The sequence below is a fragment of the Curtobacterium sp. YC1 genome, assembly GCF_016267665.1.
Lineage (GTDB): Bacteria > Actinomycetota > Actinomycetes > Actinomycetales > Microbacteriaceae > Curtobacterium.
Map to the genome: position 1 here is coordinate 651,691 of NZ_CP066341.1, position 14,768 is coordinate 666,458.

15 protein-coding genes are annotated in these 14,768 nt (G+C 72.0%); 3 read left to right on the forward strand and 12 right to left on the reverse strand.

Features of this window, described 5'->3' with window-relative positions:
• Window positions 1–18: 18 nt before the first annotated feature.
• The 7 genes from I8920_RS03245 to I8920_RS03275 form a co-directional block, all read right to left on the reverse strand.
• Window positions 19–2,442 carry an excinuclease ABC subunit UvrA gene (locus I8920_RS03245; RefSeq protein ID WP_198657755.1) on the reverse strand — a complete coding sequence of 808 codons (2,424 nt, stop codon included), beginning with the start codon at window positions 2,440–2,442 and terminating at the stop codon, window positions 19–21.
• A gap of 253 nt (window positions 2,443–2,695) precedes the next feature.
• Window positions 2,696–3,376 (reverse strand): hypothetical protein, encoded by a 681-nt coding sequence (locus I8920_RS03250; RefSeq protein ID WP_198657756.1) that lies wholly within the window; start codon window positions 3,374–3,376, stop codon window positions 2,696–2,698.
• 211 nt (window positions 3,377–3,587) lie between these two features.
• Window positions 3,588–4,988: an FAD-binding oxidoreductase gene (locus I8920_RS03255; protein ID WP_198657757.1), complete on the reverse strand. Its 1,401-nt coding sequence runs from the start codon at window positions 4,986–4,988 to the stop codon at window positions 3,588–3,590.
• Between the two features lie 67 nt (window positions 4,989–5,055).
• Window positions 5,056–5,490 (reverse strand): VOC family protein, encoded by a 435-nt coding sequence (locus I8920_RS03260; RefSeq protein WP_198657758.1) that lies wholly within the window; start codon window positions 5,488–5,490, stop codon window positions 5,056–5,058.
• A gap of 46 nt (window positions 5,491–5,536) precedes the next feature.
• Window positions 5,537–6,262: a hypothetical protein gene (locus I8920_RS03265; RefSeq protein ID WP_232832806.1), complete on the reverse strand. Its 726-nt coding sequence runs from the start codon at window positions 6,260–6,262 to the stop codon at window positions 5,537–5,539.
• Between the two features lie 17 nt (window positions 6,263–6,279).
• Window positions 6,280–6,921 carry a helix-turn-helix domain-containing protein gene (locus I8920_RS03270; protein ID WP_198657760.1) on the reverse strand — a complete coding sequence of 214 codons (642 nt, stop codon included), beginning with the start codon at window positions 6,919–6,921 and terminating at the stop codon, window positions 6,280–6,282.
• Window positions 6,922–6,958: 37 nt separating this feature from the next.
• Window positions 6,959–7,834 carry a DUF808 domain-containing protein gene (locus I8920_RS03275; protein WP_198657761.1) on the reverse strand — a complete coding sequence of 292 codons (876 nt, stop codon included), beginning with the start codon at window positions 7,832–7,834 and terminating at the stop codon, window positions 6,959–6,961.
• A gap of 99 nt (window positions 7,835–7,933) precedes the next feature.
• On the opposite strand from I8920_RS03275, the gene I8920_RS03280 reads away from it, so the two are divergent.
• The gene (locus I8920_RS03280) at window positions 7,934–8,203 is read left to right on the forward strand and encodes a hypothetical protein (RefSeq protein ID WP_198657762.1); all 270 of its coding nucleotides are present in this window, start codon (window positions 7,934–7,936) and stop codon (window positions 8,201–8,203) included.
• A 12-nt stretch (window positions 8,204–8,215) separates the two neighbouring features.
• Here the strand turns inward: I8920_RS03280 and I8920_RS03285 are convergent, their stop codons facing one another.
• Both I8920_RS03285 and I8920_RS03290 read right to left on the reverse strand, forming a co-directional pair.
• The gene (locus tag I8920_RS03285) at window positions 8,216–8,626 is read right to left on the reverse strand and encodes a VOC family protein (protein ID WP_198657763.1); all 411 of its coding nucleotides are present in this window, start codon (window positions 8,624–8,626) and stop codon (window positions 8,216–8,218) included.
• A gap of 31 nt (window positions 8,627–8,657) precedes the next feature.
• Window positions 8,658–9,248 (reverse strand): TetR/AcrR family transcriptional regulator, encoded by a 591-nt coding sequence (locus I8920_RS03290; protein ID WP_232832807.1) that lies wholly within the window; start codon window positions 9,246–9,248, stop codon window positions 8,658–8,660.
• Window positions 9,249–9,356: 108 nt separating this feature from the next.
• Here I8920_RS03290 and I8920_RS03295 point away from each other — a divergent pair, with 108 nt between their 5' ends.
• A complete protein-coding gene (locus I8920_RS03295; RefSeq protein WP_232832808.1) occupies window positions 9,357–10,304 on the forward strand; it encodes an aldo/keto reductase in 948 nt (315 codons plus the stop codon).
• A gap of 79 nt (window positions 10,305–10,383) precedes the next feature.
• Here the strand turns inward: I8920_RS03295 and I8920_RS03300 are convergent, their stop codons facing one another.
• Window positions 10,384–10,962 carry a TetR family transcriptional regulator gene (locus I8920_RS03300; protein ID WP_198657764.1) on the reverse strand — a complete coding sequence of 193 codons (579 nt, stop codon included), beginning with the start codon at window positions 10,960–10,962 and terminating at the stop codon, window positions 10,384–10,386.
• A gap of 68 nt (window positions 10,963–11,030) precedes the next feature.
• Between I8920_RS03300 and I8920_RS03305 the strand changes: the two genes are divergently transcribed.
• Entirely contained in the window at window positions 11,031–11,798 is a 768-nt protein-coding gene (locus I8920_RS03305) for an SDR family NAD(P)-dependent oxidoreductase (protein WP_198657765.1), read from the forward strand.
• Between the two features lie 199 nt (window positions 11,799–11,997).
• On the opposite strand, the gene I8920_RS03310 is transcribed toward I8920_RS03305, so the two are convergent.
• Both I8920_RS03310 and I8920_RS03315 read right to left on the reverse strand, forming a co-directional pair.
• A complete protein-coding gene (locus I8920_RS03310) occupies window positions 11,998–12,705 on the reverse strand; it encodes a TetR/AcrR family transcriptional regulator (RefSeq protein WP_198657766.1) in 708 nt (235 codons plus the stop codon).
• Window positions 12,702–14,753, reverse strand: coding sequence for an MDR family MFS transporter (locus I8920_RS03315; RefSeq protein WP_198657767.1), 2,052 nt, complete (start codon window positions 14,751–14,753; stop codon window positions 12,702–12,704). Before I8920_RS03315 ends, I8920_RS03310 begins: the two co-directional genes overlap by 4 nt.
• Window positions 14,754–14,768 lie beyond the last annotated feature (15 nt).

Genomic DNA, 14,768 nt, shown 5'->3' on the forward strand with positions numbered 1-14,768 from the left:
TCCGGGGCCGTCCGCGCGTCAGCCGCCGAGCTGCTCCAGCAGGTACGGCGCCGTCCGGCTGGTCGGCGACGCGGCGACCTGGTCGGGGGTGCCCGACGCGACCACCCGGCCGCCCTCGTCGCCGCCGGACGGCCCCATGTCGATGACGTGGTCGGCACCGGCGACGACGTCCATCGCGTGCTCGACCACGACGACGGTGTTGCCCGCGTCGGTCAGCCGGGCCAGCTGCGCGGACAGCAGCTCGACGTCCGCCGGGTGCAGGCCCGTGGTGGGCTCGTCGAGCAGGTAGAGCGTGTGGCCGGTCCGGGCGCGCTGCAGCTCGGTGGCGAGCTTGATGCGCTGCGCCTCGCCGCCGGACAGCTCCGGCGCGGGCTGTCCGAGGCGCAGGTAGCCGAGGCCCACCTGCTGCAGGGCCTGGAGTGCGCGCGCGGCGGCGGGGAGCTCGACGAGGAAGGGCGCGGCCTGGTCGACCGTCATGCCGAGCACGTCGGCGATGCTCGCGTCGTGCCAGCGCACCTCGAGCGTCTCCTGCTGGTACCGCGACCCGTGGCACTCGGGACACGGGGCCCAGCTGCCGGGCAGGAACAGGAGCTCGACGGACACCGAGCCCTCGCCCTGGCAGACCTCGCAGCGCCCGCCGGCGACGTTGAACGAGAAGCGGCCGGCGGTCCAGCCGCGGGCGGCGGCCTCGTCGGTGGCGGCGAAGGCGGCCCGGACGGTGTCGAACAGGCCGGTGTAGGTGGCCAGGTTCGACCGCGGGGTGCGCCCGATCGGCTTCTGGTCCACCTGCACCACCCGGTCGACCAGGGGGTGGTCGGTCGCGACCCCCGGGAGCACGCCGCCCACGAGTGACGACTTGCCGGACCCGCTGACGCCGGTGACGGCGGTCAGGACCCCGAGGGGCAGGTCGACGTCGAGTCCGCGCAGGTTGTGCAGGGTGAGGTCGCGGAGTTCGAGGGTGCCGACGGGCGTGCGGGTCGTCCGCGCTCCGGACGGCCGACGCGGCTCGAGGTAGCGACGGGTGACGGACGCCTCGACCTCGGCCAGACCGGCGACCGGTCCGCTGTACAGGACGGTGCCGCCGCCCGACCCGGCACCGGGGCCGACGTCCACGATCCAGTCGGCACGGCGCACGATGCGCATGTCGTGCTCGACGACGAAGACGCTGTTGCCGCCGGCGCGCAGGGCGTCGAGGACGTCGACCAGGGACTCGGCGTCCGCCGGGTGCAGGCCGGCGCTCGGCTCGTCGAGCACGTAGACGACGCCGAACAGGCCGGACCGGAGCTGTGTGGCGATGCGCAACCGCTGCGTCTCACCGGGGGAGAGCGTCGGGGTGGCCCGGTCGAGCGACAGGTAGCCGAGGCTCAGGTCGACCAGGACCTCGACACGGGTCAGCAGATCGCGCGAGATCGCGACGGCGACCTCGGTCCGCTCGCCCGACGACGCCCGCGCCGTGGCGGGTGCGGCGTCGGTGATCGCCGCGATCGGGCGCAGGACGTCGGCGAGCCCGGTCAGGGGCAGCCCGTTCAGGTCGGCGATGGAGTGGCCGCCGACCGTCACCGCGAGGGCGGCGCGCGTCAGGCCGGTGCCGTGGCAGAGCCCGCAGGGCCCGGACTCGACGAATCGCAGCACCTTGGTGCGCTGGGTCTCGCTCTGTGAGTCGGCCAGGGTGTGGAGCACGAACTGCCGGGCGCTCCAGAACCGGCCCTTGTAGGGCTTCGCGACGCGGTCCCGTTTCGGGTGCACCTGCACGACGGGCTGCTCCTCGGTGAACAGCAGCCAGTCGCGGTCCTGTTGCGGCAGGTCGCGCCACGGACGGTCGATGTCGTACCCGAGCACGGCGGTGACGTCGCGCAGGTTCTTGCCCTGCCACGCGCCGGGCCAAGCGGTGATCGCGCCGTCGCGGATGCTCAGCGACGGGTCGTGCACGGCGGAGGCCTCGGTGACCTCGTGCGCGGTGCCGATCCCGTGGCACCGGGGGCAGGCGCCGGCGACCGTGTTCGGCGAGAACGCGTCCGACTCCAGCCGCTCGGCGTCGGCCGGGTAGGTGCCGGCGCGCGAGAACAGCATGCGCATCGAGTTCGACAGGGTCGTCATGGTGCCGACGGTGGAGCGGGAGCTCGGGGCACCGCGTCGCTGCTGCAGGGCGACGGCCGGTGGCAGTCCGGTGATGCTGTCGACGTGCGGCGTCGAGCCCTGTGCGATGAGGCGTCGGGCGTACGGGGCGACGGACTCGAGGAACCGGCGCTGGGCCTCGGCGAAGACGGTGCCGAAGGCGAGCGACGACTTGCCCGACCCGGAGACCCCGGTGAACGCGACGATCCGGTCGCGGGGGATGTCCACGTCGACGTCGCGCAGGTTGTTCTCGCGGGCGCCGCGGACGCGGATGAGGTCCTGCGGGCCCGGGTGGTCGACGGACGTGGTGGGGCGAGGGGCAGGCATCCGCCCGATCGTAGGCGCGAGCACTGGGAGGACGGGTGCCGCGGTGGTCGGGAGGCGCTGTGGTCTGGAGGCGCGGTGCGGGCTGGCACCGCGCCTCCCGTCCGTCGCGTTCCGCCGGGCGACAGTGCACGCCCGTTCTTGCCCGTGCGCTGTCGGCCACCCCGTGATGACGCGGCCGCGGTGTCGGGACGACGTGAGTCGGCCCGGGCCACGTGTTCGCGTGGTCCGGGCCGACTCGGGTGGTGCGGGGGTGTTACTTGATCTGCGCGGTGATGGTGGCGGTGCCGACGAGGAGGCCGCGCTTGACGGCGTCGGTCTTGAAGGTCTGGTTCAGCAGGCCGGCGGCGTCTTCGGAGATGTGGACGGTGGTGCCGGTCAGGATGGCGTTGTCGCCCTCGAGCTGGAGGGGCTTGAGGGTGCCGCCGTGCAGCTCGAACAGGAACGCGTTCGGGGCTGCGACCTTGCCGTTGACGAGGACGTCGCCGTAGAGCTTCGAGGAGCCGGGGTTGACGACGAAGTTCTCGAGGGTGACGGTGGTGTCGCCGGCCTTGAGGGTCAGGCCGGAGTCGTCGTGGTTGAGCAGGCCCTGCACGTAGGGGCGGTAGTCGCCGTCCGGGGACCAGTAGGTGACCGAGCCGGAGGTGATCGGGAACGACACGGAGCCGTCCTCGAGGGTCGCATCTCCCGAGACGCCCGGGGTGAGCTTGAGGGCGGTGAGGGCGTCGGTGAAGCCGGAGTCGAGCTTGACGGCGGTGGAGCCGCCGAGGACCTCGGGGACGGAGGCGACGGGGGCGGGGATCTTCGACTCGGACGACGACACCGTCTGCACGTTCGGGGTCGAGGCCTGGGCGGAGGAGATCCCGAACGCGGCGCCGCCGAGGACGAGGGCGCCGGTGGTGGCGAGGGTGATGGAGGTCTTGAGGCTCTTACGCATCGTGATCAGTCCTTTACGGTTGTCGCGCTCGGCGCGGCTGCTGGGTGCGCGCCGAACACACCCTGGTGCAGGGTGGAGAACCAGCGATGTGCGGCTGGTGAGCGCTCCGGGTGTTTCCCGGTCGTTGCAGGTGATTCGGCACCCTCCCGTGGAGGGTTTGGACCGATCTTGCGTCGTTACCGTTCTGTAATCTCCGGGTCGTCCGACGCGGTCAGAACGCCTTGCCGGGGTTCAGGGTGCCGGCCGGGTCCAGTGCGGCCTTCACCGAGCGGTGCATGGCGACCACACGCTCGCTCAGCTCGACACGCAGCCCCGGCAGCTTGAGCAGCCCGACCCCGTGTTCGCCCGTCACCGTGCCGCCGAGGGCCAGGCAGTCCGCCACGATCGCGTCGAACGCGACCTTCGCCCGGGCCTTCGCGGCGTCGTCGCCCTCCGGCGCGATGATGAGCGGGTGCAGGTTGCCGTCGCCGGCGTGCGCGATGTTCGCGATCGTGACCTCCTGCGCGTCGGCCGTCGCCTGGATCCGCCGGAGCATCTCGGGCACGGCGCTCCGCGGCACGCAGATGTCCTCGGTCAGGACCGGGCCGAGCCGTTCGAGCGCCGGGTAGGCGAGCCGCCGGGCCTGGAACAGCCGGGCGATGTCGTCGGGGTCGGTGGCCCGCTCGACGTCCGTTCCGCCCGCCTGCGCGAAGATCGCTGCGACGCGGTCGGCGAGCTCGTCACCCGCCGCACCGCGCTCGTCGACGCGGGCCAGCAGCAGCGTGTCGACGTCCGACGGCAGGCCGAGGTGCATCCAGTCGTCGACCGCACGCAGGCAGGTGCGGTCGACGATCTCGAGCGCGGCCGGCACGATGCCGGCGCGGGAGACCGCCGCGACGGCGTCCCCCGCGGCACTCAGCGACGGGAAGTAACCGATCACGGCCCGTTCGTCCCGGCCGGCGAGGGGGAGCAGCTTCACGGTGACCGAGACGACGATGCCCAGCGTGCCCTCGGATCCGACCATCAGCCCGGTCAGGTCGTACCCGGCGACGCCCTTCGCGGTGCGCCGCCCGAGTTCGACGACGGAGCCGTCCGCCAGCACGACCGTCAGGCCGAGCACGTAGTCCCGCGTGACCCCGTACTTGACGCAGCAGATGCCACCGGCGTTCGTCGCGACGTTGCCGCCGATCGTGGAGATCGCCGAACTCGCCGGGTCCGGCGGGTACCAGAGGCCGTGCTCGGCGACCGCGGCGCGCAGGGCGTCGTTGATGACCCCGGGCTGCGCGACGGCGTACCGCTCGTCCGTGTTCACCTCGAGCACGGCGTCCATCCGTTCGAGGGACAGCACGATCGACCGGTCCATCGCGTTCGCACCGCCGGACAGGCCCGTGCCGGCGCCGCGCGGCACCACGCGCACGTCCGACGCAGCCGCCCACCGGACGGCGGTGACCACGTCATCGGTGCTCCGGGCGAGGACCACGGCGAGCGGTGTCGTCGAGTCGGCCCACTCGGCGTCGTCGTGCCGGTACCGCTCGAGCGACGCCGGGTCGCGCAGGACCTGGTCGGACCCGAGCAGGAGTTCGAGGGCGGCGGTGTCGACGGCGTCCGGGCGGGACGGGGTGGTGACGGTCATGCGGTGCGGGGTCCTTCCGGGGCGCGGTGCTGCGGTGCACGGGTCGGGTCCGTCAACGGTACGCCGCTCAGTCCAGGCAGAACTCGTTGCCCTCGACGTCCTGCATGACGATGCACGACTCGTCCGTCTGGTCCGCGAGCATGCGGCGGACCTGGGTGGCGCCGAGTGCGACCAGACGCGCGCTCTCGGCGTCGAGCGCCGCGAGTCGTTCGGCCCCGACCATGCCCGTGCCGACCCGGACGTCCAGGTGCACGCGGTTCTTCACCGTCTTGCCCTCCGGCACACGCTGGAAGAACAGCCGGGGTCCGACGCCCTCCGGATCGACGCACGCGAAGGCCGAGCCCCGGTGCTCCGGCGGCAGCGACCGGTCGAACGCGCCCCAGTCGGCGAAGCCCGGTGGGGGAGGCGGCACCACGTACCCCAGGACCTCGCACCAGAACCGGGCGACCCGCTCCGGCTCCGCGCAGTCGAACGTCACCTGGACCTGTCGCACCGTCGCCATGCGGAGAGGATACGACTGCCGGTCGGAGGCGTCCGCTCGTCCGGGGTCACGGCAGGGTGAACTGCTCGCGCACGACGGTCACCGTCGCAGCGTCCACGCCGACGCTCAGGTGGAGGGGAGGCCGGGCCAGCACCAGGCCGAGTGCATGTCGCACGCGTGCGGTCTCGGTGCGGGTCAGGTGTTCTCCCACTCTGTCTCGGCGGGTGACGAGTGCCGTGAGGACCGCGAGGTCGTTGAGGTGTCGATCCGCGCGTGCACCCTCGCCGATGAGCATCGCCGACGACTTGGCGACGATCGCGCCCTGCAGGGTCGGTCGGTTCACGCGTCCGACCCGCCCGGCGACCTCGACGTCGATCGTCTCCGAGCGGTCGAGGGCCCCTTGGCCTCCCGGAGCGGCGATCGTGCGTCCTCCGGTGACCCCGACCCGGTTGTCTGCTCGCTCACCGAGGAAGCGCGGGATGAGCACGTCGATCTGCGCGTCGCCCTTCACCCAGCGGTGCTGGACGCCACGCGTCCCCTCGACCACCGGAGGGGCTTCGCCCGCCGACTCGAAGCCCAGTGCGCGCAGCGTCGCCGTGAAGTCGAAGAGCACGCGCGGCTGCGCCCGGACGTCGAGCACCGCGTCGGCGTCCTGCGTCGGTCGGATCGGGGTGACGCCTCGCTCCCAGCAGAGCGAGTGGACCATCTGCCCGCCGACGAGGGCCCAGCCGTCCGGTTGTCGCTCGTGGACGCGGAACAGTGCGTGCCAGGCCTCCGACTGCGGACGCGTCATCGCAGGGGCGACGATCCTCACGAGCTTGCCCGCAGCAGATCGGCCACCCGCGCGCGCTCGCGTGCTCCGTCGTGACCGGCGAGATCGACCAGGAGCAGCCCGAGCGGCAGCGGCGACGAGGGCTTCTCCGCTGAGTAGTGCAACAGGACGTTGGGCTGGTCGGACGGGCGGAGCAGGAACTCGCGGCAGAGCGCCTCGGCATCGACGGCTGCGACCCGAGCCTCGAGCTGCCCGGCAGCAGCCATCTCCGCGCGAGGATCGCTGAAGCCGGTCGTCACGACCCGATCGTCCCGGGCGAGGTCGTCCAGATCGGCGTCCGCTGCCCGGAGCCGCACCGGAGGAGTCGGCCGGGTCCAGGCCTTGAGCAGGCGATCGGGCTCGTCACTGCGCAGGAGCTCGTCACGGTACCGGCGCAGTCGGACCCGCTCCGATGCAGAGAGCTGTTCGGAGGGCTGGCCGGACAGTGCTGCGAGCAGACCTGCCTGCATCCGGGTGCCGAGGGCCCGACTCGGTGCGGGGCGGTGATCAGAGGACTGATCGATGAGCCAGTGGCCGCCGACTCGTCGCGCGCGCAGGGCTCCGCTGGCGATCAGCGCTCGGACGCGTCGGGGCGACAGCCCTGCGCGGACGGCGAAATCAGCGACGCTCTCCTCGGCCATGTACACAAGTGTACCGACGGCGGAACAGAAGTGTCAGTCAGTGCTGCTTGCCGCGCAGGCGCCCGATCCCGAGCACGATGCCCACGACGACCATGCCCAGGACGAGCCCGACGACGGCGGAGACCGCGGTGTCGGCGATCCAGACGACCACGGGTCCGGCGGCCTCGAGGCCGTGCTCGATCGCGTGCAGCAGGTCGAGCGGCCCGTGCCAGAGCGTCTCCGCCAGGTTCGCGACGACCAGGTGTCCACCGACCCACAGCATCGCGACCGTGCCGATCACGCTGATCACCCGGAACACCATCGGCATGGCGCGGACGATGCGGGCCCCGGTGCGACGGGTACTGCGCGACGGGTTCTTCATCATCTGCAGCCCGATGTCGTCCACCTTGACGAGCAGGGCGACGGCGCCGTACACGACCGCGGTCATGAGCAGCCCGATCACCGCGAGGGCGCCGAGCCGCGGCCAGAAGCCGAGGTCGGGGTCGAGGCCGTCGAGGGCGATGAGCATGATCTCGGTGCTGAGGATGAGGTCGGTGCGGACCGCCCCGAACACGAGCTTCGGCTCGGTGACCGGCCCGGCCGAGGCGCCCTCGTGGTGGACGCCGAACCACTCGGTGACCTTCTCGGCGCCCTCGAAGCACAGGTACGTGCCACCGATCAGCAGCAGCCACGGCAGCACCCACGGCGCGAACGCCGACAGCAGGAGCGCGAGGGGGATGATGATGACGAACTTGTTGAACAGGCTGCCGAGGGCGATGCGCCCGACGACCGGCAGTTCGCGGGCGGGCTCGAGGCCCTGCACGTACTGGGGCGTGACGGCGGCGTCGTCGATGACGACCCCGGCGGTCTTCGCGCTGGCCTTGAGGGCTGCGGAGAGGATGTCGTCCACCACGGCGAGCAATCCGACTGACATGTGCTGTGTTCTCCGCTCGTCCTGACCTGTGACCGTGCTCAGCGTAGTGGTCGCCGGGCACCCTGAACGCAGCCTCGGCGCCGCCCGTAGGCTCGCGTCATGTCTGACTTCACCGCCGCCCAGGCCGCCGTCGTCCGGATCGAACGCGCCGAGGAAGGACGCTGGGACCTGACGATCATCAGCGACTCCGGCGTGAAGATGGGGCACGGCGTGTACCTGTTCGACGCCGCACACGACGACGCGCAGGACGAGCAGGCGGCGGCACTGGACTTCGTGCGCGACTACGGCTTCCGCTTCGAGCGCGACGCCGTGCAGGCGGACGGGCCGGACGCCTTCTGGGCACCGCTGCTGCCGTCCGACCAGCAGTAGCGGCGCGGGGCGTCAGCGCGCCGACGCCTCGAACCCGATCAACCACGTGACGCCGTGCGCGTCACGCACGGTGCCGTCCCAGTCGCCCCACGGTCGCTCCTGCAGGGGGTCGACGACGACGCCGCCCTCGGCGAGCTGGTCGAACCACCGGCGCAGCACGTCCGGCGCCGCCGCGCCCAACAGCGAGAACAGCAGGCCGGTCGCCGCGAACGGGCTGTCCGTCCCGCTGGCGTCGGCCGCGAACAGCGCGAGCTCGCCGGTCAGCTGCCCGTGGGCGACCGCGTCGGCCGGTCCGTCCGTGCGCGAGAAGTCGGCGTAGGTGGCGATCTGCACCTCGCCGCCGAACACGCGCTGCCAGTGCTCGAGGGCCTGGCGCGCGGTGCCGGGGAGCTGGAAGTACGGAGCGGGTCCCGTCGCGTTCATGCCCGGACGATACCGCCGCGACGCCGACGCGTCACCCCGCGGGTTCGACGACGTCGAACGCGCGCCGGAGGATCCCCACGACGTCGGTGTCGTCGCCGGTCGCCCAGGTGGTGACGGCCACGTCGAAGCAGCCGAGTGCCGCCTGCACCAGGACCTGCGCGCGGAGGCCCGCGTCCCGACCGCTCAGGTGCTCGACGGCGATCGGCGTCAGGGCGTCGGCCCAGGCCTGGTGCTTCTCGAGGTTCCGGGCGCGCAGCGACGGGGTGCTCGTCATGACGCGGACGGAGCGGCGTCCGGTCTCGGCATCGTCCTCGCTCCCGCTGCCCAGCATCTCCGCGAACGCCTCGCGGAGGGCGTGCCAGACCGGTGCGCCGTCGACGTGCCGGCGGAAGGCGCCGACCAGGGCGTCGCGGTGCCGGGCGGGATCGCCGATGACCGCGTCCTCCTTCGCGGGGAAGTAGCGGTGGAAGCTCCGTGCCGAGATGCCCACCTCGGCGGCGACCTGTTCGACGGTGACGTTCTCGAAGCCGTCGCGGTCGAACCGCTCGACGGCGACCGCGGCGATGCGCGCGCGGACCGCTTCACGCGTGATGTCCCGCAGGCCCGTTCGTGTCTCGCTCACGCAGATGATCGTACTCCGTTGGCACGTTCAGCCTGATGTGGCAGAGACTGACAGTTGGGGCGTACAGTGCCAACGTACGCACTACCAGTACGACGTCACGAAAGGACGATGACCATGCAGCAGCGCACCCTCGGCCGACAGGGCCTCACCGTCAGCGCCATCGGCTACGGCGCGATGGGGACCACGTTCGCCTACGGCCCCGGCGACGACACCGAGTCCATCGCCGCCATCCGGGCGGCACACGAGCTCGGTGTCACCCACTTCGACACCGCGGAGCTCTACGGATGGGGGACCGGCGAGCGTCTGCTCGGTGCGGCGCTCGCCCCGATCCGCGACCAGGTGACCATCGCCACCAAGTTCGGGTTCACTCCGCCGGCCTACGCGCCGGACTCGCGGCCCGAGCACGTGCGGCAGGTCGTCGACGCGAGCCTCCGGAACCTCGGCACGGACTCCATCGACGTGCTCTACCAGCACATCCACGACCCGGCGGTCCCGATCGAGGACGTCGTCGGTGTGATGCAGGAGTTCGTGCACGCGGGCAAGGTCCGGTACCTCGGGCTGTCGAACACCGATGCCACGCAGATCCGACGCGCGCACGCCGTGCACCCGATCTCCGTGCTGCAGACCGAGTACTCGGTGTTCTCGCGTGAGTCCGAGGAGCTCTTCCCGACCGTGGACGAGCTCGGCATCGGTCTCGTCGCGTACTCGCCGCTCGCACGCGGGTTCCTGAGCGGCGCCGTGCAGCCGCGCGACGCCTACGCTCCCGACGACCTCCGCCACCAGCTCGAGTGGTGGGCACCCGAGCACTTCGAGGCGAACGTCGCCGTCGTCGCCGAGCTCACCGCGATCGCCGAGGGCAGGGGCATCCGCCTGTCGCAGCTCGCTCTGGCCTGGATCCTGGCGAAGCGCGATGACGTCGTGCCGATCCCGGGGTCCCGGAACACCGCCCGCGTCGCGGAGAACGCGGCGGCAGCCGACGTGGTGCTGTCGACGGACGAGGTGGCACGCATCGATGCGCTGTCGCGCGACGTCCGTGGGAAGCGCGCGATGGGGTGAGGACGCGCCGCGCCGGACGGGAGGCCCGTGGCAGCACCGCGCCGCGCCTCCCGTCCGGCGGTGGTCGCGACCACCGCCGTCAGGCGAGCAGGGCGAGTGCCCGGTCGACGACCACGTCGGGGCGGTCTTCGCCGTGCAGCGCCCACCAGGTGAGCGCGGCGCTCGCGCCGGCCGCCAGCGCGTGGGCGCGGACCGTCACGGTGAGGTCGTCGGTCGTCACGCCGTCCCGGTCGGCCACGAACCGGACGATCTCGTCGGTCAGGCCGGACACGGTCGCGGCTCCGACGTGCTCGAGCGACGGGTTCGCCCGGATCACCCGGAGTCGGTGCCGGGTGACCTCGACGGCGTCGTCCGGGAAGGTCGCCCCGATCCGGTACGCCGCACGGAGCGCCTCGGACGAGGGCTCGTCGGCGGGGCGGTCACGCAGGGCGCCACGGAACCGCTCGGCGAACTCGTCGAGGCCGCCCCAGACGAGCGCCGCCTTGTTCGGGAACAGCCGGAACAGCGATCGACGGCTCACCCCCGCCGCTGCGGCGACGTCGTCCATCGAGACCGCGTCGAAGCCCTGCTCGTCGAACAGGCGCAGTGCGACGAGGGACACGGCGTCGGGATCGATCGTCCGCGGGCGCCCGGTCGGGCGGTCGCTCGTCGTGCTCATGGAGTCCTTTCGGCACTGAGTGCTACAACTGTCGTGGCGCAGCGAGCGCCTCTCAGTGAGGAGACGACATGACCGACACCACCGCCGGACGGTTCACCGGCAGGACCATCATCGTCACCGGGGCGGGTTCCGGCATCGGGCGCGCCACGGCGACGCGCATCGCGCACGAGGGCGGGCGCGTCATCGCGACCGACGTCGTCGCGGAGCGACTCGACGCCCTGCGCGCCGAGCTCGCGAGCATCGACGGGCTCGCCCTGGAGACGGTCGTCGGCGACGTCGCCGCGAGCGGGACGATCGACGCGCTCCTGGCCGCGGCCGGTGACCGGGTGGACGGGCTGGCCAACGTGGCCGGCATCATGGACGCGTTCCTGCCGCCGGACGAGGTCGACGACGCCACGTGGGAGCGCGTCTTCAGCGTCAACGTCACCGGACCGATGCGCCTGACGCGTGCCGTGCTGCCGCTGATGATCGCCGCCGGCACGGGCTCCGTCGTGAACGTCGCGTCGGAGGCCGCGTTGAAGGCCTCCGCCGCCGGCGCCGCCTACACGTCGTCGAAGCACGCGATCGCCGGCTACACGAAGAGCGTCGCGTTCTTCCACGGGCCGCAGGGCATCCGCGCGAACGCGGTCGCTCCGGGTGCGGTGGCCACGAACATCGAGGCCCCGATGCGCAGCGAGTACGCCGCCGGTCGGGTCGGCCCGATCATGCAGACGACCATCCCGCCGGTCGCGCAGCCCGAGCAGCTCGCGGCCGCCATCACCTGGCTGCTCAGCGACGACTCCGCGAACGTGAACGGTGCGGTGCTGCCGAGCGACGGGGGCTGGTCCGTGGTCTGACCGTTGCTGCGGCGCGGGACGCCGTCGTCACGTCGAGACGCCTCCGGAAACCGGGGCGTCTCGACGACTTCACGGCGTCGGGCGGACACGACGGCGTGTTCGCAACCCGGCCACCTGACGGACAGGAGGCCCGTGGCGTCGCCGTCACGGGCCTCCCGTCCGCCTTCTGCCACGCCACGGCGAGCGAGCGGCCGGCGGCTCAGGAGACGAGCGCCACCATCTCGCGCACGACGGCGCGGAGCCGCTCCGCGAGCTCCGCGTTCGACGTCACGGTGTCGCGGTGCGCGACCTCGCTGAGCGCCGACATCACCAGGGTCACGGCGGTGCGGGCTGTCTGCTCGTCGGCGCGCGTCCCGACGACGCTGAGCAGTGACTGTCGCGACTCGGCCATCCACCGCATGACCATCGCGGACATCTCGGGCCGCAGGACGAGCAGCTCCTTCGTCCGCCGACGGTCCTGCGACAGTGGGACGGTCGCCGCCACGAGCGAGCAGACGTCGTCGACGAGCCCGCCCTGTGCGTCCGAGAACCAGGTGGCCGCCGCCTCGGGGACCTCGACCGAGTCGAGTCCGAGGGCCGCGTGCGCCTTCGACGAGAAGTAGTTGAAGAAGGTCCGCGGCGAGACGTCGGCGTCGGCGCAGATCTGCTCGACGGTGACGCCGTCCAGGCCGTTCGCGGTCACCAGGGTCAGCGCGGCACCGTGCAGCGCCTGCCGGGTCTGCTGCTTCTTCCGCTCCCGCAGCGTGCACGGGGCTGCGGTGTCCGGCGTCTCGAGGACCGGCGGCGCTGCGGGGGTGGGCACGGTGTGCTCCTGGGGGTCGGTGGCGGTGGCGGTGGCGGTGGGGTGGGGACCGGGTGGGCCGCCCGCGTCGGACGGGTCCGTGGTGCGGGCGGCCCGGTCGGTCATCGGCGCTGGGTCGGCGTCGAGCCGGTCATCGGCCCGGTGAAGGACCCGGCCTCGGCAGCTGCCAGTCCGGCCTCGGCTTCGAGCTTCGCCTCGGCCGACATGTCGGCGCGCTCCTGCAGGGCGGACCGCTGGCGCAGCGGCGGCACCCGGAAGAACCAGGTGAGCACGAACGCGAGCAGGATCACGCCGAGTCCGACCCAGTAGATCGTCACGGACGAGGCGTTGAAGCCGGCCATGAACGGGCGGGTCAGGGCGCTGTCGGCACCGGTCAGGAACGAGGTGTCGTTGGTCGACGTGGCGCTCGAGCTGGTGCCGTCGCCGTCCTCGATCCGCTCGGCCAGGTCGGGCGTGACCTGGTCGACCCAGTAGGTGCGCTGCGCGGTGTCGGACCAGTCCACGACGACACGGCCGTCCTGCACCGAGGCGTGTGCCTGCTCGGCGACCGCTGCCAGCACGGCGGCCCGGGGAGCCGACGGCCCCGCGGCCTGCACCGCCTGCTCGGTGGCCTGGTCGAGCTGCTGCTGGATGCCCTGCTCGATCGGGGTGACCACCGGCGTCCAGATCTTGTCCATCGCGCCGGCGTTGCGCGGCGCGGTGGCGACGGACGGGTTCGTCGCGGCCTGCAGCGCGGCGTTGAGGTCCTTCTCGTTCGCGGTCGCGTGCAGGATGTTCGCCGGCATCACCGAGAACAGGATGGACAGCAGCACGGCGGTGCCGAGCGTGCCGCCGATCTGGCGGAAGAACGTGGCGGACGACGTGGCGACGCCCATGTCACGGGCCTCGACGGAGCCCTGCGACGCCAGGGTCAGCGACTGCATGACCGAGCCGAGGCCGAGGCCGATCAGGAACATGCCGATCATCAGGAACCACAGCGGCTTGTCGATCGACATGAAGGTCAGGACGACGTAGCCGGCGGACACCAGGGCGGTGCCGATGACCGGGAAGATCCGGTAGCGGCCGACGCGGGCGACGATCTGGCCGCTCGCGATCGACGCGATCATGAGCCCGCCGACCAGCGGCAGGGTCGCGAAGCCGGACTCCGTCGGGGTCAGGCCGACGACGATCTGCAGGTAGAGCGGGATGGTGAGCATCGCGCCGAACATCGCGAAGCCGACCAGGAACCCGATCACGGTCGCCATCGAGAACGTGCCGGAGCGGAAGAGCTTGAGGGGGATGATCGCCGCGTCGCCCATCTTCGACTCGATGAGCAGCAGGGCGACCAGGCCGACGGCGCCGATCACGTAGCAGGCGATCGCGGCGGGGGAGCCCCAGCCCCAGATGCGGCCCTGTTCGGCCACGAGCAGGAGCGGGACGAGGGCGACGATGACGGCGGTCGCGCCCCACCAGTCGATCCGCGGCTTCGCGTCGTCGACGCCGTGCACCTTCGGCAGGTGCAGGAAGACGATCACCATGAGGAGCGCGGCGATGCCGATCGGCACGTTGATGAGCAGGACCCAGCGCCAGCCGGTGATCCAGAGGATCTCGGACGACCCGGCGAGCACGCCGCCGATGAGCGGGCCGATCACGGACGAGATGCCGAACACGGCCAGGAAGTACCCCTGGTACTTGGCGCGCTCGCGCGGGGCGAGGATGTCGCCCATGATCGCGAGCGGCAGCGACATCAGCGCGCCGGCACCGATGCCCTGGACCGCGCGGAAGGCGGCGAGCATGAGCATCGACGAGGACATCGACGACAGCACGGCGCCGAGGATGAACACCACGATGCCGAAGATGTAGAGCGGACGGCGGCCGAAGATGTCGGAGAGCTTGCCGTAGATCGGCGTCGCGATCGTCGAGGTGATGAGGTACGCCGTGGTCACCCAGGCCTGCTGGTCGAGACCCTTCAGGTCGTCACCGATCGTGCGGATCGCCGTGCCGAAGACCGTCTGGCCGAGCGAGGACAGGAACATCCCGGCCATCAGCCCGTAGATCACCAGGAGGATCTGACGGTGGGTCATGAGCGGCTGCTGGCCGGCGTCGCCGGGGGCCGCGGTGGCCTCGGCTGCGTGGCGGCCGGGCTGCACCGGGACGGGTGCGGTGGCGGTCATCGAACTCCTTTTTCG

Coding starts and splice junctions, on each gene's coding strand:
- I8920_RS03300 (WP_198657764.1), bottom strand. CDS start 10,962: ATGAGCACGACGAGCGACCGCCCGACCGGGCGCCCGCGGACGATCGAT.
- I8920_RS03245 (WP_198657755.1), bottom strand. CDS start 2,442: ATGCCTGCCCCTCGCCCCACCACGTCCGTCGACCACCCGGGCCCGCAG.
- I8920_RS03275 (WP_198657761.1), bottom strand. CDS start 7,834: ATGTCAGTCGGATTGCTCGCCGTGGTGGACGACATCCTCTCCGCAGCC.
- I8920_RS03265 (WP_232832806.1), bottom strand. CDS start 6,262: ATGACGCGTCCGCAGTCGGAGGCCTGGCACGCACTGTTCCGCGTCCAC.
- I8920_RS03310 (WP_198657766.1), bottom strand. CDS start 12,705: ATGACCGACCGGGCCGCCCGCACCACGGACCCGTCCGACGCGGGCGGC.
- I8920_RS03255 (WP_198657757.1), bottom strand. CDS start 4,988: ATGACCGTCACCACCCCGTCCCGCCCGGACGCCGTCGACACCGCCGCC.
- I8920_RS03260 (WP_198657758.1), bottom strand. CDS start 5,490: ATGGCGACGGTGCGACAGGTCCAGGTGACGTTCGACTGCGCGGAGCCG.
- I8920_RS03280 (WP_198657762.1), top strand. CDS start 7,934: ATGTCTGACTTCACCGCCGCCCAGGCCGCCGTCGTCCGGATCGAACGC.
- I8920_RS03250 (WP_198657756.1), bottom strand. CDS start 3,376: ATGCGTAAGAGCCTCAAGACCTCCATCACCCTCGCCACCACCGGCGCC.
- I8920_RS03315 (WP_198657767.1), bottom strand. CDS start 14,753: ATGACCGCCACCGCACCCGTCCCGGTGCAGCCCGGCCGCCACGCAGCC.
- I8920_RS03305 (WP_198657765.1), top strand. CDS start 11,031: ATGACCGACACCACCGCCGGACGGTTCACCGGCAGGACCATCATCGTC.
- I8920_RS03295 (WP_232832808.1), top strand. CDS start 9,357: ATGACCATGCAGCAGCGCACCCTCGGCCGACAGGGCCTCACCGTCAGC.
- I8920_RS03270 (WP_198657760.1), bottom strand. CDS start 6,921: ATGGCCGAGGAGAGCGTCGCTGATTTCGCCGTCCGCGCAGGGCTGTCG.
- I8920_RS03285 (WP_198657763.1), bottom strand. CDS start 8,626: ATGAACGCGACGGGACCCGCTCCGTACTTCCAGCTCCCCGGCACCGCG.